17 protein-coding genes and 1 pseudogene are annotated in these 19,294 nt (G+C 73.9%); 8 read left to right on the top strand and 10 right to left on the bottom strand.

Going from position 1 to position 19,294, the window contains the following annotated elements; all coding sequences use genetic code 11:
- Positions 1–17 precede the first annotated feature (17 nt).
- A complete protein-coding gene (locus tag ACFY29_RS31345; protein WP_386991875.1) occupies positions 18–1,508 on the bottom strand; it encodes a glycoside hydrolase family 3 protein in 1,491 nt (496 codons plus the stop codon).
- Positions 1,509–1,724: 216 nt separating this feature from the next.
- Here ACFY29_RS31345 and ACFY29_RS31350 point away from each other — a divergent pair, with 216 nt between their 5' ends.
- The 4 genes from ACFY29_RS31350 to ACFY29_RS31365 all read left to right on the top strand — a co-directional run bounded on the left by ACFY29_RS31350 (position 1,725) and on the right by ACFY29_RS31365 (position 5,186).
- Complete coding sequence (locus tag ACFY29_RS31350) at positions 1,725–1,850, top strand: hypothetical protein (RefSeq protein ID WP_255421242.1); 126 nt, start codon at positions 1,725–1,727, stop codon at positions 1,848–1,850.
- Between the two features lie 106 nt (positions 1,851–1,956).
- The gene (locus ACFY29_RS31355; protein WP_386991877.1) at positions 1,957–2,907 is read left to right on the top strand and encodes a TIGR03557 family F420-dependent LLM class oxidoreductase; all 951 of its coding nucleotides are present in this window, start codon (positions 1,957–1,959) and stop codon (positions 2,905–2,907) included.
- Between the two features lie 83 nt (positions 2,908–2,990).
- The gene (locus tag ACFY29_RS31360; protein WP_386991879.1) at positions 2,991–4,622 is read left to right on the top strand and encodes a RecQ family ATP-dependent DNA helicase; all 1,632 of its coding nucleotides are present in this window, start codon (positions 2,991–2,993) and stop codon (positions 4,620–4,622) included.
- A gap of 60 nt (positions 4,623–4,682) precedes the next feature.
- Positions 4,683–5,186, top strand: a complete 504-nt coding sequence (locus ACFY29_RS31365) for a hypothetical protein (RefSeq protein ID WP_328425881.1) — start codon at positions 4,683–4,685, stop codon at positions 5,184–5,186.
- Between the two features lie 240 nt (positions 5,187–5,426).
- Here the strand turns inward: ACFY29_RS31365 and ACFY29_RS31370 are convergent.
- Positions 5,427–6,908 (bottom strand): annotated as a pseudogene (locus tag ACFY29_RS31370) (MFS transporter); the annotation flags it as partial.
- Positions 6,909–6,989: 81 nt separating this feature from the next.
- On the opposite strand from ACFY29_RS31370, the gene ACFY29_RS31375 reads away from it, so the two are divergent.
- Positions 6,990–7,751, top strand: coding sequence for a TetR/AcrR family transcriptional regulator (locus tag ACFY29_RS31375; protein WP_386991881.1), 762 nt, complete (start codon positions 6,990–6,992; stop codon positions 7,749–7,751).
- A 10-nt stretch (positions 7,752–7,761) separates the two neighbouring features.
- A complete protein-coding gene (locus tag ACFY29_RS31380) occupies positions 7,762–8,796 on the top strand; it encodes a helix-turn-helix domain-containing protein (RefSeq protein WP_386991883.1) in 1,035 nt (344 codons plus the stop codon).
- A 162-nt stretch (positions 8,797–8,958) separates the two neighbouring features.
- Here ACFY29_RS31380 and ACFY29_RS31385 read toward each other — a convergent pair whose 3' ends face one another.
- Genes ACFY29_RS31385 through ACFY29_RS31420 form a run of 8 tightly spaced genes read right to left on the bottom strand, consistent with a single transcriptional unit; the run spans position 8,959 to position 17,655 of the window.
- Complete coding sequence (locus ACFY29_RS31385; protein ID WP_386991885.1) at positions 8,959–9,942, bottom strand: DNA topoisomerase IB; 984 nt, start codon at positions 9,940–9,942, stop codon at positions 8,959–8,961.
- Positions 9,926–10,879: a glycosyltransferase family 9 protein gene (locus tag ACFY29_RS31390; protein ID WP_386991886.1), complete on the bottom strand. Its 954-nt coding sequence runs from the start codon at positions 10,877–10,879 to the stop codon at positions 9,926–9,928. The genes ACFY29_RS31385 and ACFY29_RS31390 overlap by 17 nt, the downstream gene beginning before the upstream one ends.
- Positions 10,876–11,580 (bottom strand): SDR family oxidoreductase, encoded by a 705-nt coding sequence (locus ACFY29_RS31395; protein ID WP_328425869.1) that lies wholly within the window; start codon positions 11,578–11,580, stop codon positions 10,876–10,878. Before ACFY29_RS31395 ends, ACFY29_RS31390 begins: the two co-directional genes overlap by 4 nt.
- On the bottom strand, positions 11,577–13,088 hold the full coding sequence (locus tag ACFY29_RS31400) for a PfkB family carbohydrate kinase (protein ID WP_386991889.1): 1,512 nt from the start codon (positions 13,086–13,088) through the stop codon (positions 11,577–11,579). The genes ACFY29_RS31395 and ACFY29_RS31400 overlap by 4 nt, the downstream gene beginning before the upstream one ends.
- 16 nt (positions 13,089–13,104) lie before the next feature.
- Entirely contained in the window at positions 13,105–13,806 is a 702-nt protein-coding gene (locus ACFY29_RS31405; protein WP_386992037.1) for an SIS domain-containing protein, read from the bottom strand.
- Positions 13,803–15,020, bottom strand: a complete 1,218-nt coding sequence (locus ACFY29_RS31410; protein WP_386991891.1) for a glycosyltransferase — start codon at positions 15,018–15,020, stop codon at positions 13,803–13,805. Before ACFY29_RS31410 ends, ACFY29_RS31405 begins: the two co-directional genes overlap by 4 nt.
- Positions 15,005–15,979 (bottom strand): glycosyltransferase, encoded by a 975-nt coding sequence (locus tag ACFY29_RS31415; protein ID WP_386991893.1) that lies wholly within the window; start codon positions 15,977–15,979, stop codon positions 15,005–15,007. The genes ACFY29_RS31410 and ACFY29_RS31415 overlap by 16 nt, the downstream gene beginning before the upstream one ends.
- The gene (locus tag ACFY29_RS31420) at positions 15,976–17,655 is read right to left on the bottom strand and encodes an HAD-IIIA family hydrolase (RefSeq protein ID WP_386991895.1); all 1,680 of its coding nucleotides are present in this window, start codon (positions 17,653–17,655) and stop codon (positions 15,976–15,978) included. The genes ACFY29_RS31415 and ACFY29_RS31420 overlap by 4 nt, the downstream gene beginning before the upstream one ends.
- 184 nt (positions 17,656–17,839) lie before the next feature.
- On the opposite strand from ACFY29_RS31420, the gene ACFY29_RS31425 reads away from it, so the two are divergent.
- Together ACFY29_RS31425 and ACFY29_RS31430 are read left to right on the top strand one after the other, a co-directional pair.
- Positions 17,840–18,268, top strand: coding sequence for an SRPBCC family protein (locus ACFY29_RS31425; RefSeq protein ID WP_386991897.1), 429 nt, complete (start codon positions 17,840–17,842; stop codon positions 18,266–18,268).
- 213 nt (positions 18,269–18,481) lie between these two features.
- Positions 18,482–19,249: a polyprenol monophosphomannose synthase gene (locus tag ACFY29_RS31430; RefSeq protein WP_328425859.1), complete on the top strand. Its 768-nt coding sequence runs from the start codon at positions 18,482–18,484 to the stop codon at positions 19,247–19,249.
- The last annotated feature ends 45 nt before the right edge of the window (positions 19,250–19,294 follow it).

Consider the following 19,294-nt stretch of genomic DNA (forward strand, 5'->3'; position numbering starts at 1 on the left):
CCGGTGCGGGCGTCGGGTCAGCGGGCGCCGGTCAGCACCTCGGCGGCAGCCCGTCCGCTGGCCCGGGTGGCGCCGTGGGTGGCCAGGTGCACCGCGCCGGTGACCAGCTCGGGCACGCCCAGCTCGACCACGACCGCGTCCGGCCGGGTGGCCAGCGCCCGCTGCACCGCGGCACGCATCCACTCGTGCCGGTGCAGGTCGCGGACCACCAGCACCAGCGGGCGGTTGCCCGCCCCGGCGCCCGGGTCGGTCGGCACGTCGTGCTGGGCGTAGCGCACCGCGCTCGTGCCGGGCAGCAGCTCGCCCATCGGTACGCCGAGGCCCCACGGCGTCTCGGCGCCGATGGCGATGTTGCGCGGTGGCTCGAACTCGACCACGTGCGCCGCGCGGGTCAGCGGCAACGCGGTCGTCCCGCCCGCCGCGACGGTGACCCGAACGGCGCGGCGGGCGGCGACCAGCCCGACGGCGGTGCTGCCGCGCGCTCCGGTCGACCGCTCGGAGCGGGCCGCCACCGTCCAGGCCGCGAGTTGACCGACCCGCTTGGCCGCCTCGGCGAGGCGCTCCTCGGGCAGCTCACCGGAGACGACCGCGGCCACGATGGCGTCGGCCAGTTCCCGGGCCGACTGCTCGTCGGCCCGTTCGCCGCCCACGCAGATCGCGTCGGCCCCGGCGGCGAGCGCGCGGACCGCCGCCCCGGCGAAGCCGTACCGGTCGGCGACCGCGCGCATCTCCACCGCGTCGGTCACCACCACGCCGGAGAAGCCCATCTCGTCGCGGAGCAGGCCACCCAGGATGCGTTGGCTCAACGTCGCCGGCAGCTGCGGGTCCAGCGCGGGCACCAGCAGGTGGCCGGTCATCACCGCCTGCACCCCGGCGGCCACGGCGGCCCGGAACGGGGCCAGCTCGACGGCGTCCAGGCGGTCCCGGTCGGCGGTGATCCGGGGCAGGTCGTGGTGCGAGTCGACCCGGGTGTCGCCGTGCCCGGGGAAGTGCTTGGCGCAGGCGGCGACGCCGCCGGCCTGCAGCCCGCGTACCCAGGCGGCGGTGTGCCGCGCGACCAGCGCCGGGTCCGCCCCGAACGAGCGGACGCCGATCACCGGGTTGGCCGGGTTGGAGTTGACGTCGGCGTCCGGGGCGTAGTCGAGGGTGACCCCGGCCCCGGCCAGCTCGACGCCGAGGTCCCGGGCGACCGCCTCGGTCAGCTCCGGGTCGTCGACCGCGCCGAGGGCGAAGTTGCCGGGCCGGGAGCTGCCCCGGACCGACTCGATCCGGGTGACGTCGCCGGCCTCCTCGTCGATCGCCACGATGACGTCCGGCCGCTCGGCGCGCAGCGTGGCGGTCAGCGCGGCCACCTGGGCGGTGTCGACGACGTTACGGGCGAAGAGGACCACCGAGCCGAGCCCCTCGCCGAGCCAGCGGCACACCCACGGTGGTGGGGTGGTGCCGACGAACCCGGGTTGCAGGACGGCGGCGGCCAGCGCCGGAAGGTGCCCGCTGGGCGCCGTCACGCCGCCCGCCCCTGGCGGTCGGCGTTGGTCCCCGGCGCTGGCGCGCCCGCGCCGACCCGCTGGTTGCGCTCGCTCATGCGGCCCCCGTACCCCATCTCTCGCGCGCCCTCGGCGCACCGCCACCGGCAGGCGGTGCTGCCATGGTCACACCGAGCGATTCAATAGTCAATAAACCTTACAGTTGCCTGGAGGCACGGTCCCCGGGAGAGTGCGGGGATGGATCCCGCCCTGCTGGCCGACGCGACGAGCCCGGCCGATATCCCCGGCGTACGCCTGCTCGGCCTGGTGGTCGGCGCCCTGCTGCTCCTGGCCGCGATCCGGGCGATGTTCGGCCGACGCTGAGCGCGACCCCGCCGGCGCGATCGGGTGAGAGCCGGCGGACCGGGTGTGGCCGGCGACGGCCGGGGTACCGCTAATCCACCCAGCAGGTCCGTGCCGAGGGGGGACGATGAAGGTCGGCTACATCCTGTCCAGTGAGGAGTTCACGCCGGCCGAGCTGGTAGCGCAGGCGCGCGGCGCCGAACAGGCCGGCTTCGAGGCGCTCTGGATCTCCGACCACTACCACCCGTGGGTGGACGCACAGGGGCAGAGCCCGTTCGTCTGGTCGATGATCGGCGCGCTCAGCCAGGTCTGTTCGCTGCCGGTGACCACCGCGGTGACCTGCCCGACGGTGCGGATCCACCCGGCCGTGATCGCGCAGGCGGCGGCGACCAGCGCGGTGCTGCACGGCGGGCGGTTCGCACTCGGCGTCGGCAGCGGCGAGGCGCTCAACGAGCACATCTTCGGCGACGCCTGGCCGCAGGCCGACGTCCGGCTGGAGATGCTGGAGGAGGCCGTCGAGGTGCTGCGGAAGCTCTGGACCGGCGACTTCGTCAACCACCACGGCAAGCACTACACCGTCGAGCACGCCCGGATCTACACGCTGCCCGACACTCCCCCGCCGATCTACGTCTCCGGCTTCGGCCCGAAGTCCATCGACCTCGCCGCCCGGATCGGCGACGGCTACGTGAGCACCAGGCCCGACAGCGAGATGGTCCGGCGCTTCCGGGAGAACGGCGGCGGCGACAAGCCGTGCCAGGCCGGATTCAAGGCGGCGTACGCGGACAGCGAGGACGAGGGCATGCGGATCGCGTACCAGCGCTGGCCCAACGCCGGGGTCCCGGGCGAGCTGTCCCAGGTGCTGCCCTCGCCGCGCCACTTCGAGCAGGCCGCCCAGCTGGTCCGGCCGGAGATGCTGAAGGAGGCGTTCGTGTGCGGCAACAGCGCCGACGCGAACGTCGAGATGATCGGGAAGTTCGCCAAGGCGGGCTTCGACGAGGTGTACGTGGCCAACGTCGGCCCGCACTACCAGGGCCTGTTCGACCTCTACCAGCGCGAGGTCCTGCCCCGGGTGCGCTGAGTCCGTGGTGCCTCGGCGAGACCCTGGACAGTTGCCGTCGGGCGCGTTTCGGCGGTGATCGGCTCGGGTACCTCCGGCCCTCGATGAAGCTGTCCACGCACTCGATGACGTTGCGCCGCGCGGCACGGAGCCTCTTCGGCTGGACCGCGTTGCGGCCCAACCAACTGGCGGCCATGCGCGCGGTGATGAAGCGACGCGACGCCCTGGTCGTGCTGCCCACGGGCGCCGGCAAGTCCGCCATCTACCAGATCCCGGCCAGCCTGATCCCCGGCCCCACCGTGGTGATCTCCCCGCTGCTGGCTCTCCAGCAGGACCAGATCGCGGCCCTCAACGAGCGCCAGCGTCCGGAGCTGCGGGCGGTGCGGATCAGCTCGAACGAGTCGGCCGCCCAGCAGGCCGAGGCGATCAACGAGATCCGCGAGGGCCGGGCGGAGTTCCTGTTCATCACCCCGGAGCAGCTGAGCAACCCCGATCGGATGGCCGAGGTGGCCGCACTCAAGCCGGCGCTGGTGGCGATCGACGAGGCGCACTGCATCTCGGCCTGGGGGCACGACTTCCGTCCCGACTACCTGGCGCTCGGGCACCTCATCGAGGGCATCGGACGGCCACCGGTGGTCGCGCTGACCGCCACCGCGTCCCCGCCGGTACGCGACGACATCATCGCCCGGCTGCGGCTGCACAAGCCGGAGGTGGTGGTCTCCGGGCTGGACCGGCCCAACCTGTTCCTGGAGGTGGCGCACTGCCCCACCGAGGACTACCGGTGGCGGCGCCTGGTCGCGCTGCTGCGTGACGATGAACGGCCGGGAATCATCTACGTGCCGACCCGCCGCGCCGCCGAGGAGCTGGCCACCCGGTTGACCGACGCCGGCTTCCCGGCGCAGTGCTACCACGGCGGAATGGCCGCCGGGGCGCGCTCCGAGCTGCACGAGGCGTTCCTCGCCGACCAGGTGCCGATCATGGTGGCCACCTCGGCGTTCGGGATGGGCATCGACAAGCCCAACATCGCCTGGGTGGTGCACATGGCGCTGCCCGACTCGCCGGACAGCTACTTCCAGGAGATCGGCCGGTCCGGGCGCGACGGGCAGCCGGCCCGGGTGCTGCTGCTCTGGCAGGCCGAGGACGTGGGCCTGCAACGGTTCTTCAGCGGTGGCCTGCCCGACGAGAACGAGCTGCGCGACCTGGCCGCGCTGCTGCGCCGTGAGCCGGCCACCAAGACCGAGCTGCGCGAGGCCACCGGCCTCGGGCCGCGCAAGCTGGGCCAGTACATCTCCCTGCTGGAGCAGGCCGGGGCGGCCGAGCCGCGGGCCCGGCAACGCATCGGTGCCCCTCGCTACTCCCCCACCCCGGTCGACGCCGCCGCGGCGGCGCTGGCCGAGGCGGAGCGGCAGCAGACCGTGACGCGGTCCCGCACCGACATGATGCGGGCCTTCGCCGAGACCAGCGCCTGCCGGGGGCAGACCCTGCTGGCGTACTTCGGCGAGCAGATGACCCAGGTCTGCGGGCACTGCGACAACTGCCACGCCGGCACCAGCGTCGCCGACCAGGGGGCGGTCGGGCCGTTCGCGGTGCACAGTCAGGTGCGCCACCCGGAGTGGGGGCACGGCATGGTGCTCGGGTACGAGGAGGACAAGATGACGGTTCTCTTCGACGAGGTCGGGTACAAGACGCTGTCGGTGCGCGTGGTGTCCGAACAGGGCCTGCTGACCCTGGACTAGCCTGACCGGGCACCGGGCCAACCGATTGACCAAGCAGAGCAGGGTGGAAGGGGCGTTGCCGTGATCGAGCAGCCGGCGTACACCGGTTTCGGTTTCTCCGACGAGGAGTGGGGGCTGCTGGTCGGCCTACCGCAGTCGGTGCTGACCGCGGCGAGCGCCGCCGAGTCCGACGGCACCCGCCGGACCATGGCGGAGAACGCGGCCGGACTGGAGACCATCGCCGCTGGCCGGGAGTCTGCCAGCCCGCTGGTCGCCGCTGTGGCCGGCGAGATCGTGACCCGGGTCGGCGACCCGGAGACCGGCGAGGAGTTGCCGGTCATCGCGCCCGCCGACCCGCGGGCGATGATCGACGACGTGCTGCTGCGGGCCGGCCAGGCCGCCGCGTTGCTGGCCGCGCGGGTCGACGAGGGTGCGGCCGGGGCGTACAAGCACTGGCTGGTGAAGATCGCCGAGCAGGTGGTGGGCGCCGCTTCCAGCGGCGGGCTGCTCGGCCTCGGCGGCGAGTCGGTCAGCGACTCCGAGCGGCGCTTCCGCGACCGGCTCGCGCACGTACTCACCGACTGACCGACGACCCACCCGACAACAGCCAACCGGGCGGCCGCCCGGTGGTCCCCCGCACGGGCGGACCACCGGGCGGCCGCTCTGCTCCGCCGGTCACGACGCCGTCGGACCACCCGGACCGGTCGGGGTCGGCGTCCGCTGCACCGCCGTCCCGGCCGCAAGCGGTGGGACCGGGACCGGGTCGGCGGCCAGCACGGCGGGGTCGCCCGGCCGGGCTCCGCGCAGCGCGACCAGCGCGGTCACCGCGCCCAGCAGCATCGCCACCATGGCGGCGATCGCGGCGAGGTGCAGCCCGTCGGTGAACGCCAGCCGGGCGGCGTGCAGCACCGCGTCGCCAAGCTCGGCCGGCAACCCGTCGGCCACCGCCAGCGCACCACCCAGCGTTTCCCGGGCCGCGTCGCGGGCATCCCCCGGCAGCCCGGCGGGCAGGCCGTCGACGACCTCGCGCCGGTAGACCGCGGCACCCACGCTGCCCAGGATCGCCATCCCCAGCGCGCCGCCCAACTCGCTGCTGGACTCGGTCAGCGCCGAGGCGACACCGGCCTGCTCCGGCGGCGCCGCGCCGAGCACCAGTTCGGTGACCAGCGACATCACCATGACCAGCCCGGCGGCGTAGATGCTGGCGCCGACCAGCAGCAGCCAGAGCGGCGACTCCGGCGTGACCCGGGTGAGCACCACGAAGCCGACCACGGCGATCCCGAAACCCGTCCCGATCAGGTACGCCCGCTCGACGCGCTGGGCGAGCGCGGCGGCGGCCGGGGCGATTCCGCCCACCGCCAGCGACGGCACCAGGCTCCACAGTGCCGCCCGCAGCGGGCTCAGGCCGAGCACCGACTGGAGGTGCTGGGTGGTGAAGATGGCGAAGCCGACCAGGGCGAACATCGCCAGCAGGTTGACCGCGAGCGACCCGGCGAAGCCCCGACGGCGAAACAGCGCCAGGTCGATCATCGGGTACGCCCGGGTCCGCTGCCGGTGCAGGAACAGCGCCCCGACCAGCAGGCCGGCGACGATGGCCAGCACCCGAGCGGCACTGACGCCGTCCCGGGCCATCTCCTTGATGCCGTAGATCACCGGCAGCAGCGCGCCGAGCGACAGCACCGCGCTGACCAGGTCGAACCGCCCGGCCGTCGAGTTGCGGAACTCGGGCACCAGGACCGGGGCGAGCAGGAGCAGCAGCAGCATCGCCGGAATGTTGATCAGGAAGATCGAGCCCCACCAGAAGTGCTCCAGCAGGATGCCGCTGAGCACCGGACCGATCGCGATGCCGCCGGTAAGCGTGGCGGTCCAGATGCCGATCGCGGTGCCACGCTGCTTGGCGTCGTGGAACATGTTGCGCACCAGGGCGAGCGTGGAGGGCATCAGGGTGGCCCCGCCCACGCCCAGCACGGCGCGCGCGGCGATCAGGGTGGCGGCGCTGTCGGCGTACGCGGCCAGCAGCGACGCCGCCCCGAACGCGGCGGCGCCGATCAGCAGCAGTCGGCGCCGGCCGATCCGGTCGCCCAGGGCGCCCATGGTGATCAGTAGCCCGGCCAGCACGAAGCCGTAGATGTCGAAGATCCAGAGCTGCTGGGTGCCGGTGGGGCGCAGTTCCTCGCTGATGAACGGGACGGCGAAGTAGAGCACCGACACGTCCATCGAGACCAGGAGCAGCGGCAGCATCAGCACCGTGAACCCGATCCACTCCCGCCGGCCCGCGCGCGGTGCCGGTGCGGTCGTCGCTGTCATGGGAAGACTCCTTCTGCGTATGGCGTACGCTGTTATGCGTAGACCATACGCAGAACTAGGATGGCGAGGCAAGGAGGAAATGTGGCGGCAAAGACAGACGACAGCGGCCCGGTGATCCCGCCGGCCATCGAGAGCGCCTGGGGGCTGCGCGAGCGGCCTCCCAAAGGGCCCCGACCCGGGCTGACCGTGAGCGGCATCGTGGACGCCGCCGTACGGGTGGCCGACGCCGACGGGCTGGCGGCCGTCTCGATGAGCCGGGTGGCCAAGGAGTTGGGCGCCGCCACCATGACCCTCTACCGGTACGTCGGCTCGAAGGACGAGCTGCTGATGCTCATGGTGGACGCCGGGTACGGCCCGCCGCCCGGTCCCGCCGCACCGGACGCCGACTGGCGCGCCGGCCTCACCCGCTGGGCCTGGGCCGAGCACGACGTGCTGCGGCGGCGGCCCTGGCTGCTGCACGTGCCGATCACCGGCCCGCCGATCACCCCCCAGACGCTCGGCTGGATGGAGGACGGGCTGCGCTGCCTCGACGGCACTTCGCTGGCCGAGGGCGAGCAGATGTCGACACTGCTGCTGATCACCGGGTACGTCCGTAACGAGGCCACCCTCACCACGCAGATCGCCGAGGGTAGCCGGGCCGCCGGCATGAAGCCGGGCGAGATGATGCCGGCGTACGGCCGGATGCTCAGTCGACTCATCGACCCGGCCCGCTTCCCGGCGCTGCACCGGGTGCTGACCTCCGGCGTGCTGCATCAGGACGACGACCTGGACGAGGAGTTCACCTTCGGCCTCGACCGGATCCTCGACGGCATCGAGGCCCTGATCCGGCGGCGAGCGGTCTGAGGGGCGCCGGATGCTGCACCGGGACACCGTCGACACCACCGTCCTGCCGCCGGGTGAGCGGTTCGGGATGTGGCTCGACCTGGTCGCGCGCACCTCGGCGCCGCTGCGGATCCAGTCCGCGCACACCGACGACTTCGCCGCCCGCGCCGACTTCATCGACCTCGGCCCGATCCAGTTGGTCGAGTACCAGTACCCGTCGCTGGACGCCACCCGCACCCGCAAGCTGGTCCGTCGCTCCGACCCGGAGTTGTACGTGCTGGCCCTCACCACCGGCGGCGTCGGCACGTCCAGCCAGGACGGTCGCCACAGCGAGATCCAGGCCGGCGAGTTCACCTTCTACGACGCCTCCCGCCCGCACGACGTCTGTCACCACGCGACCGAGCCGGAACGGGACCAGGCCACCTCGATCATCACGCTGATTCCGCACGCCGCGCTGCCGCTGCCGCCGCAGCGGATGGCCGCGCTCTACGGCGGCCGGATGTCCGGCAGCGAGGGGATCGGGGCGCTGCTGGCGCAGTTCCTGCTCCAGGTCACCGGGCACCCCGAGCAGTACCACGCCGCCGACGCCAGCCGGCTCGGCGCGGTGGGGCTGGACCTGGCCACCACCATGCTCGGACGGCACCTGCTCGCCGAGGACGAGGTGCCCACCGAGGTACGCCGCCGCGCGCTGGTCACCCAGGTGCAGGCGTACGTCCACCGCCACCTCGGCGACGCGGCACTCAGCCCGCAGGCCGTCGCGGACGCCCACCACATCTCGCTGCGCTCGCTGCACCGACTGTTCGAGGGCGAGGAGTCCACCGTGGCGTCGTACATCCGGGACCTGCGGCTGGCGCGGTGCCGGCGCGACCTCGCCGACCCGGCGCTGCGTACCCAGTCCGTGCAGACCATCGCCGCGCGCTGGGGGTTTCCCGACAAGGCCCACTTCAGCCGGGTGTTCCGGGGCGCCTACGGGCTGAGCCCGCAGGCGTACCGCGAGGGCCATCCGGATCCGGCGCGGATCGTCAACCGCCCGGCGTCCACGGTCAACTCGTCGCGGGCAGACTGAGAGGCAGTGTGGCCGACCCGAGCTCCTGGTCGGCCGCCAACGGGGGCCGTGGCGAGGCGCCCGCCGCCATGCCGCGGCGGGCGGCCGCCCGGTGTCACCTCCGCTCGCCAAGCCGAGACCCCGGTCCCGTCGCTCTCTCCCCAGGAATGTCGGCGGGGCCGGTCAGGCCTTCTCCAGCAGCTCCAACACGACCCGTTCGGCCTCCTCCCGCGGCGCCCGCGGATCCACCGGCGCCACCATCCCGTCGTGGTAGAGGTCGACCACCCGGGGGTCCACATAGGATGCACGCGCCACCGTGGGGGTGTTCCCCAACAAGTCGGCCACCGCGCGCATCACCGCGACCACGGCCTTGCGCCGGGCGGTCATCGAGCGCGCAGGGCCGACGGTGGCCAGCTCGGTGGCGGCGAGCACGGTGGCGTGCCAGGTGCGGAAATCCTTGGCCGTCATCTCCCCGCCGCTGGCATCGCGCAGGTAGCCGTTGACCTCGTCGCTGCGCACGTCGCGCCACTCCCGACCGTCCCAGTAGCCGAACAGCCGGTCCGCCTCCCGTCGGCGACGGCGCAGGTTGGTCAGCACCTGGCACAGCTCCGGGTCCTCGATCCGGCGTACCTGCTCGATGCCGCCCTTCGCGGGGAACTCGAAGACCACACAGCCGCCTCGGGTCCGGGCGTGCTCCGGGCGCAGGGTGGACACGCCGAACGTCGGCTCGTCGCCGGCCGCGTACTGGTCGCTGCCGACCCGGAACATTCCCATGTCCAACAGCCGGGCCACGGTGGCCAGCACCCGGTCCCGACCCAGCCCCCGGCCGTCCAGGTCGCGCCCCACGCGCTCGCGCAACACCGGCAGCCGGCGGGCCACCTCCAGCATGTGGTCGAACTTCGCCTCGTCCTGCTTCTCCCGCCACAGCGGGTGGTACACGTACTGCTTGCGCCCGGCCGCGTCGACGCCGGTCGCCTGGATGTGCCCGTTCGGGTACGGCGAGATCCAGACGCCCTGCCAGGCCGGCGGGATGACCAGCTCGCGCAGTCGGGCCAGGACGTCGGGGTCCTTGACCGGGGCGCCGGCCGGGTCGACGAAGAGCCACCCCTTGCCGCGCCGTCGACGGCCGTATCCGGGCCGACCCGGATCACTACGCCGCAACCGCACCGGAGACCCGCACCACCCGTTCCACCTCAGCCACGGCGGCCAACACCTCGTCGAGGTGCAGGGCCGCCAAGGTCGGATGGCTTCCCACCCCGTCCCACCTGGGCCGGTCCTCCTCGCCGGCCCACAGCACCCGGTGCCGGGGCCGGTCCGGCGGCGGCCCCCAGTGGGCCGGCGGCACCGGCCCGAAGAGCACCACCGAGGCCGTGCCGTAGCCGGTGGCCAGGTGGGCCACACCGGTGTCCCCACTGACCACCAGTCGGGCGCCGGCTACCAGCGCGGCCAGCGCGCCGAGGTCGGTCCGGCCGGCCAGCACGGCGGTGGGCGGCAGGCCGGCCGCGTCGGCCACCCGGGCGGCCAGCGGTCGCTCGTCGGCCGATCCGGTGAGCAGCACCCGGTGCCCCCGGTCGGTGAGCGCCCGGGCCAGCGCGGCGAACCGCTCGGCGGGCCAGCGCTTGGCGGGAATCTTGCTGCCAGGATGCAGCACGGTGGCGCCGGTGGGCAGCCCGGCCGGCACGGGCCGGCGCAGCGCGAGGTCCCCGGGGTCGGCCGGAATCCCGTACCAGGACAGCAGCCGGCACCACCGATCCACCTCGTGCTCGTCGGCGACCCACCGCGGGCCGGCGACGAAACCGGCGTCCCGGTTGGCGAAGGCGAGCAGCCGCCCGGGTCGGGCGGCGGCGAGCAGCCGGTGCGACTGCGGGCCGCGCCCGTGCAGGTTCACCGCGACCTCCGGAGCCGGGCCGGGCCACGCCGGCCGATCCAACCCGGCGGTGTCGACCAGGCGGTCGACGCCGCCGACCAGGTCGACCAGCGGGGCCAGCCAGGCGGGCGCGGCGAGCGCCAGCTCCCGATCGGGGTACGCGGCGCGCAGCGCCCGCAGTGCGGGCACCGCCGTGACGAGGTCGCCGACGCCGAGGGCGCGCAGGACGAGGATCACGGGTACGAGGTCTCCTGCTCGGCGCAGACCACCAGTTCGCGTACCGCGCAGCCGGAGGGCTGGCTGAGGGCGAACATGATGGCGGCGGCGGTGTCGGCGGGATCGTTGAGGATGGCGTCCGCCCCTGGCTTGTACTGCGGGTCGCGCTCGTCGAAGAAGGCAGTCCGCATTCCGCCCGGGATGAGCAGGGTGACGCCGACCTGCCCGGCGAGTTCGGCGGCGAGTGCGCGGGTGAAGCCGACCACGCCGAACTTCGCCGCGCAGTACGCGGTGGCGTCACTGACCGCCTTCACGCCCAGCGTCGAGGCGACGGTGACGATGCGGCCCCGGGAGATCTGTAGGAACGGCAGGGCGGCCCGGATCACCGCGGCGGTGGCCAGCAGGTCCACGGCGATGATCCGGTCCCAGGTCTCCCCCGGCACGTCGGCGAGCCGGCCCGGCACGTCGATGCCAGCGGCGGTGACCACCGCGTCCACGCCACCGGCCTGCTCGGCGATGTGCCGGGTGGCCACCTCGGCGGCCCGGGTGTCGGCCAGGTCGCACTCGGTCCAGGACACCCCGTCGTCGGCCGGCGGCCGCCGGTCCAGCACGAGTGGCCGGCCACCGGAGGCGGCCACCGCGGCGACCACCGCTGCACCGAGCCCGCTGGAGCCGCCGGTGACCAGCACCGTGGGCCCGGCACCGGGTGACGTGGCGGTCATCGCGTCCGCTCCCCGCCGGGCGTGGCCGACGACGGCGCGGAGAACCGGTCCTGCTCCGCCGGTTGGCCGACGGTGCAGCACGCGCCGGTGGCGTGCCCGGAGCGGGCGATCATGTCGGTGGTGGACCGGCCGTCCAGGTACGGCACCACCACCGTGTGACCGCCCCACCGACGCAGGACCTCCGCCTCGGGCAGCGTCGCGGCGTCTCCACCGCCGGTGGCGTAGTCCCCGCCCTTGACCCAGATGTCCGGGCGCAGCCAGGACAGCGCCGCGTCCGGGGTCGACTCGTCGAAGATCATGACCGCGTCCACACAGCTCAGCGCGGCCAGCAACCGGCTGCGGTCGCCCTCGGACATCACCGGCCGCTCCGGCCCCTTCAACCCGGCCACGCTGGCGTCGGAGTTGACGCAGACGATCAGACAGTCGCCGAGCTGCCGGGCGGCCTGCAGGGTGGCAACGTGCCCGGCGTGCAGCAGGTCGAAGCAGCCGCCGGTGGCCACCACCGTGCCGCCGGAGGCGCGCACGTCGGCGAGCAGCGTGGCGACCGCCCCGACACCCACCCGGTCACCACCCGAGCCGACCACGCCGGTGCTCACCGGGCCGCCTCTCGCTCCCGACTGCGGCAGGGCCGCGGCCACTCCCCCACCGGCCACGTACGCGGACGCCTCGGCGACCGCGGCCTGCACCGCCTCGGAGACCAGCGCGCCCTGAGCCAACGCGAGACTGGCGGCGGCCGCGAACCGGTCGCCGGCCCCGCAGGTGTCCCCCTCGGCGCTGCCCGGGGTGGGCACCACCAGCGGCGTCGATCCGGCGTGACAGAGCAGCGCGCCGTCCCCGCCCAGGGTCACCGCGACCGCGCCGGCCCGCCAGCGCCGGCGCAGCCCCTGCGCGCCCCGGGAGGCGGTCGCCAACCGGGACGCCCCGGGCAGGGTGGGAACCAGCTCGCGTACCTCCGACTCGTTCGGTGTGGCCAGGTGCACGCCGGGCACCGCGGCCGGTCCGCGCGGGTGCGGGTCCCACACCAACGGCGCGCGGGTGGCGGCCAGCGCGGCGCGCAGCGCGGGCTGCCGCGCCACCCCCCGGCCGTAGTCGCTGACCAGCACCGCCGATGCCGCGCCGATCACCCGCAGCACCTCGTCGGAGGGCTGGCCCGGTTCGCCGGGCGCGACGCCGCGGTCGTGGCGCAGCAGCACCCGGCCTCGGGCCCGCAGCCGGATCTTCTCCGGCGTCGCGCCGGCCAGGGCCAGCGGATACACCTGCACCCCGGCGGCGGCGAGCAGCGAGCTCAGCCGGGCGCCGCCAGCGTCGTCGGCGAGCGCGGTCACCAGCACCACCTCGGCGCCCTGTGCGGCCGCGAAGACCGCCGCCAGGCCGGCGCCACCGGGCCGGTCGATGGCCGAGGTCTCGTCGAGCACCGGCACCGGGGAGTCCGGGCAGAGGCGGTTCACCACCCCTTCCACGTCCCGGTCGAGCAGGGTGTCCCCGATTACCACCACGGGTCCCCTCACGCTTGCCTCCTCATCCTCACGCGTCGACCTGCTGTCCGGTCCCGCCGTCGAGCACCACCTCGACCCCGGTACGCACCGGCCCGGATGGGAGCCGACCGGCCGGGGCGGGCTCGGCCGGCGCGGGCTGGGTGGACGCGGCCAGCGCGGCGGGCAGTTCCTGTTCGACGTACTCGCAGAGCAGGTGGCTGGTGACCAGGTGCAGTTCCTGGACGACCTGGGTGTCGGGGGACCCGACGGCGAGCACGTCGTCGCAGGCGCCGGCGAGGGGGTTGGGGGCGGGCCCGGTGAGCGCCCAGGTGACCAGGCCGGCATCGCGGCCGGCATGGGCGGCGGTGAGGAGGTTGGCACTGGTGCCGCTGGTGCTGAGGAGCAGGAGGATGTCGCCGGGTCGGCCGTGGGCGCGGACCTGGCGGGCGTAGACGTCGGTGTAGCCGTAGTCGTTGGCGATGGCGGTGAGGGCGCTGGTTTCTGCGTGCAGGGCGATGGCGGAGAGCGGTTGGCGGTCGTGGTGGAGTTTGCCGACGAGTTCGGCGGTGAGGTGCTGGGCCTCGGCGGCGCTGCCGCCGTTGCCGGCGACCAGCAACCGCCCGCCGGCGGCCAGCCGGCGCGCCAACTGCGCACCCCAACGCGCGAGCTGTGGCTCGCACCCCCGATAGGGCGCCAGCGCCGCGGCGAGATTCGTCAGGTGGGTGTCGAGCAGGGTGCCCGCCGGCATCAGGCCACCACCCGGGTCGGCCGACGCACCGCGGCCACCTCGCCGTAGACCTCCGCCAGCCGCTCGGCGGTGACCGCCCACGAGTACCGCGACCGGACCCGCTCGCGGGCCGCGGTGGCGTACGCGAAACGCCGAATCCGGTCGTTTAGCAGCCGCTGGATCGCGGCGGCCAGGGCGCGCGGGTCCCGGGCCGGTACGAGAAGACCGGTCGTCCCGTCGACCACGGTGTCGCGGATCCCGCCCACGGCGGTGCCGACGACCGGCACCCCGCAGGCCATCGCCTCCAGTGGGGTCAACCCGAACGGCTCGTACCAGGGGGCGGCGACCAGCAGGTCCGCGGAGCGGTACCAGCGGCCCATCTCCTCCCGGGGAACCGCGCCGACCAGCCGTACCCGGTCGGCCACCCCGCACGACTCGGCCAGCGCCCGCAACCGCCGGGCGTACGGGTCGGTCTCCAGCAGCCCCTCGGGTGGGCCGCCGACCACCACGCACTCGGCGTTCGGGACCAGCTCCATCGCGCGGACCACCGTCTGGAAGCCCTTGCGCTCGACCAGCCGACCCACGGTCAGGATCCGGGCCTGACCGGGCTCGCGGTCCGCCGCCGGCCCGAACGGCGAGAACGTGGTGAGGTTGACCCCGGAGGGAACGACGGTCATCCGAGAGCGGGGCACCCCCATCCGGACCAGCTCGCCGACCTCGTCGCGGCACTGCGCGACCACCCGGTCGACCGAGCGGCCCAACTCCCGCTCGTAGGACACCCGCCGGGCCGGGCTGGTGTCCTGCACGCCCTGGTAGCGGCGCTTCACGGTGCCCAGCGCGTGGTACGTCTGCACCACCGGCACCCCGGTCTGCCGACCGGCGGTCAGCGCGGCCAGGCCACTCATCCAGAAGTGCGCGTGGATCACCTCGGGCACCCAGTCCCCGCCCCGCCACCGCTCGATGAGCCAACGGCTGAACTCCCGCATGTGCGGCAACAGCGCGTCCTTGGCCACCGGCTCGGCCGGGCCGGCCGGTACGTGCACCACGTCGTACCCGTCCGGGCTGCGGACGGTCACCGGCAGGTCGAGCGCGTCACGGCGGGTGTAGACCTTCACCTCGTGCCCGGCGGCGGCGAGTGCGGCGGACAGCTCCGCGACGTGTGTGTTCTGGCCGCCGGCGTCCTCCCCTCCGAGGATGGCGAGCGGGCTGGCGTGCTCCGAGATCATCGCGATCCGCATACTTCCTCCTCCAGCAGCCGGTCCCAGTCAGCGAGGAAACGGTCGAGGCCGTACCTGTCACGCGCGGCGGTCCGTGCCGCCGCGCCGGCCTGACGCGCTGCCGCCGGCTCGGCGATGAACCGGCGGGCGGCGTCGAGCAGGGTGTCCATCCGGGTGGCGAGAGCCCCCGCCTCCGGGGGCACGGCCGTCACGGCCTCGGTAGTGGCGAGGGCGACGACGGGCATGCCGATGGACATCGCCTCGATGAGGCTGAGTCCGAGGGAGGTCCAGCGGCACAGGTGCAGGTAGGCGCGGCGTCGGGCCAGTTCGGCGTGCATCTGGTCCTGGGGTACGTCGTCGTGGCTGACGACCCGGTCGGGGCTCAGACCGAGGTGGTCGGCGAGGCCGGTGACGCCCATGCCGTAGACGTCCAGCGGAGCGATCTGGGCGAACTGGGGCAGCAGGTCGGTGCCGGTGACGCGGCCTCGCCGGATGGGTTCGTTGATGACCACGGCGAGTCGGTCCAGCTCGCCGGTGTAGGACACGGTGGGTGCCACGATGCCGTGGTCGACCACTGTGGTGGGGGTGGTGCCGGTGTCCCAGAAGATCTGGTTGAAGCCGGTGACGTGGGCGATGAGCAGGTCGTCGCGGTCGGCCATCGGGTGCCGGGTGTTGGGGACGTCGCCCTTGGGGGTGTTGTGTTCGACGTAGATGGCGGGGACGTCCTGTCCGGGACGGCGGTGCAGCCACTTCTCGGCGAGGTCGACCTCCTCCGGGCGTTGCAGGATGACCAGGTCGACGTCGGTGCCGGGCAGGTCGTCGGGGCTGACCTCGATGGCGGTATCGGGCCAGGGATAGGTGCGGGCCCGGCCGAGGCCGTAGGGGCCGCGGTCGGGTGTGGTGGGGATCAGGTAGCGGTGGTTGCCGTGCACGAACGTCGTGGTCCAGGAGCCGTGCACGTGCCAGAGCAGGACGTTCATCGGCCGCCACCACCGCTGACGGCGAGCACCCGCAGCGCCTCGACCACCTCAGCCGGGTCGACGCCGCTCAGGCACGGGTGCCCGGGGATCGGGCAGCTGGCCGCCCGGGTGTCCCGGCAGGGCGCTCCGGCGTCGCCGAGCCGGACGGTGGGCACCCGGTACGGCCCCCACTGTCCGAACGGGACGGTCGGTGCGAAGAGACTCACCACCGGCACCCCGGCTGCGGCGGCCAGGTGCGCGGGCCCGGTGTTGCCGACCACCACCGCACCGGCGTCGGCGACGATCCCGGCAAGCCCGGCCAGGTCGGTACGGCCACCCAGGTCGGTGCCGCCGGCCGCCGCGACCTGGGCGGTGACCGCACGCTCGTCCGGGCCGCCGGTGACCAGCACCCGGTGCCCCGCGGCGGTCAGCGCCTCGGCGATCTGGGCCGCCAACGCGGGCGGGCAGGCCCGGCTCGACGCGGCCGAGCCGGGGTGCAGCACCACGTAACCGGGGTCGCCGAGGCCGGTCGGCCGGGGGACCACGGCGTCCGGCCGGAGCCGGAGCACGGGTTCGTCGTCGGGGGGCAGCCGGTGGCCGGCGGCGGCGGCGAGGGACAGGGCGCGTTCGGGTTCGGGAACGCCGACGGGCACCCGGTGGCGAATGTCCAGTAGCGAGCCCGGATAGTCGTCGCTGATCGCGGCGATCCGGCCGATGCCCGCCATCCGCAGCAGCAACGCCAGCGGCAGTGCGGACTGGTGGAACGAGGTGAACACCACCGCCTGGTCCGCGCCGACCCCCGCGAGACGCGCGGTCAGGCTCCGCATCGCCTCCGGGTCCACCGGCTCCGGCATCGGGTCGATCCACGGCAGCGGAAACTCGATGATCTCGTCAACTCCGGGCAGCAGGTCCGCCGCGGCGCGTCCCCGTGGCCCGCACAGCAGCACCACCCGCTCCGCGCCGGCCGCCACGGCGCGGATCGCCGGCCCGGTGACCAGCACGTCCCCGGCGGAGTCCGACCGCACCACCAGCGCCGTGCCCACCCGCCCGCCCACTCGATCGGGCACCGAGTGGACCGCCTGCTGGCGGCGCAGGATCTCCGCCACGGCCGACGGCAGATCGGAGGCCACCCAGCCGGTGGCGGCGATCTCCTCCGGTCGGGTCACCGGGGTGGGCACCAGCACACCCGCCGCTCCGGCGGCAAGCGCCGCGGCAATGTCCCGGCCGATGTCGCCCACCATGACGCACCGCGACGCGCTCGTCCCCAACTCCCGGGCGGCGGCGTGCACGAGCCCGGGAGCCGGCTTACGGCAGTCACAATCGTCGGCGTCGTCGTGCGGACAGATCAACCAGGCGTCGAAGCGACCCAGCAGCTCCTCGACCCGGGCGTGCACCGCGCGCATCTGCTCACCGGTGAAGTAGCCCCGGGCCAGGCCCGACTGGTTCGTCACCACGGCCAACCTCAACCCGGCTGCCCGCAACCGGTCCAACGCCGCCCGCGCGCCCGGCACCGGCCGCACCTTCTCCGGATCACCGTTGTACGGCACATCCTCGATCAGAGTGCCGTCCCGATCCAGCAACACCGCGTCGTACAGGACGGGCCGAGGGCCCCCGAGCGGCCCGGAACCGGCCCGGTCAGCACCGGCGTAAACCCGGGCTGACCTGCGCTGATCCGGATCCTCCTGGTCCTGTCGCACAGCCGGCGGGTTCCCTGCGCCCCGAGGAGTAAACGTCACCGTCGAGGCGTCGGCAGGGTGGGGCCAGCGCCGCCGACGGCTGCCCCGACCCGGCCTTACCCGCCGCCCCGGAGAAGCTAACCCGGCGGCTCGTTAGCCTCGGCAGAGGTGCGGGTATGGGATCACGGTGGCGATTGTGGAGAAAGTGATCGAAGCTCCCGCGCAGCAGGTGTTCGATGTGTTGGCCGACGGGTGGACGTACAGCGACTGGGTGGTCGGGACGACACACGTGCGGGACGTGGACGAGGCCTGGCCCCGGGTGGGCAGCCAGCTGCATCACCGGGCGGGGCCGTGGCCGTTCTCGTTGCAGGACGCCTCGACCGTGCTGGCCTGCGAGCCACCGCACCGGCTCGTGCTGCGGGCCGGTCTCTGGCCGGCCGGCGAGGCGATCGTGACCTTCATCCTGGAACCCGTTGGCGAGGGCGCCACCCGGGTCCGCATCGGCGAGGACTTCGCCGCCGGCCCGCTGCGCTGGGTCCAAAACAAGCTCAACGACCTGGTGCTGCACCTGCGTAACCGCGAGACGCTCAGGCGACTGTCCGACATCGCGACCCGGCAGAAGGGGTCGCAGTGACGCCAGAGCGGCGCGAGCGCCGGCGTGGCGCTGGCCCGCACCGCAGTGGCCCGCCGCCGGCGCTGAACGGCAGCGCCCGCACCCTGCGACACAATGCCCGTACGCAGCGGAGCAACGCCGTCCGCAACGCCCGGAAGGGGAGCCTTTTGAACCTCGATGTGGCAACTGGCTACCCTCTCAGGTAGCCCTGTCCGCAAACCGAGGATGTCCGACATGATCGAGCCCGTGCAGCTCCCGTCACCGTGGCGGGACGCGCGCCTGACCGTCGTGGTGCCCACCTACAACGAGGCGGGCAACCTCCCGGCGTTGGTCGAGCGGCTGCTCGCGCTGCCGCTGCCGGGGCTACGCATCCTCGTCGCCGACGACAACTCCCCCGACGGCACCGGTGAGGTGGCCGACAAGTTGGCCATCGAGCACCCGGATCGGATCGAGGTGGTGCACCGGGCCGGCAAGGAGGGCCTGGGCCGGGCGTACGTCGACGGGATGGGGCGGGCGCTGGAGAGCGGCGCCGAGTACGTGGCGCAGATGGACGCCGACCTGTCCCACCCGCCGGAGGCGCTGCCGGGGATGTTGGGCGCGCTGCTCTCCACCCAGGCCGGCGTGGTGATCGGCTCCCGCTACGTGCCCGGTGGCGAGCTGGACGAGAACTGGCCGCTGTACCGCCGGGCCCTCAGCGGCTGGGCGAACCTCTACGTGCACACCCTGCTGCGGGTGCGGATCCGGGACCTGACCGCCGGCTTCAAGATCTGGCAGGCCGACGCGCTGCGGGACATCGGCCTGGAGCGGGTGCAGTCCAACGGCTACAGCTTCCAGGTGGAGATGCACTACCTGGCCACCAAGCTGGGGCACACCATCCTGGAGGTGCCGATCCGTTTCGAGGAGCGGCGCGACGGTGAGTCCAAGATGACCACCGCGACCAAGGTGGAGAGCGCGCTGATGCCGTTCCGCCTGCGCAGCAAGCACCGCAACATCACCCGCTGACCCGCTGACCCGCTGACCCGCGCATCCCGCCTGCGCGTCTGACGG

This window comes from Micromonospora sp. NPDC000668, from assembly GCF_042897975.1.
Classification (GTDB): domain Bacteria; phylum Actinomycetota; class Actinomycetes; order Mycobacteriales; family Micromonosporaceae; genus Micromonospora.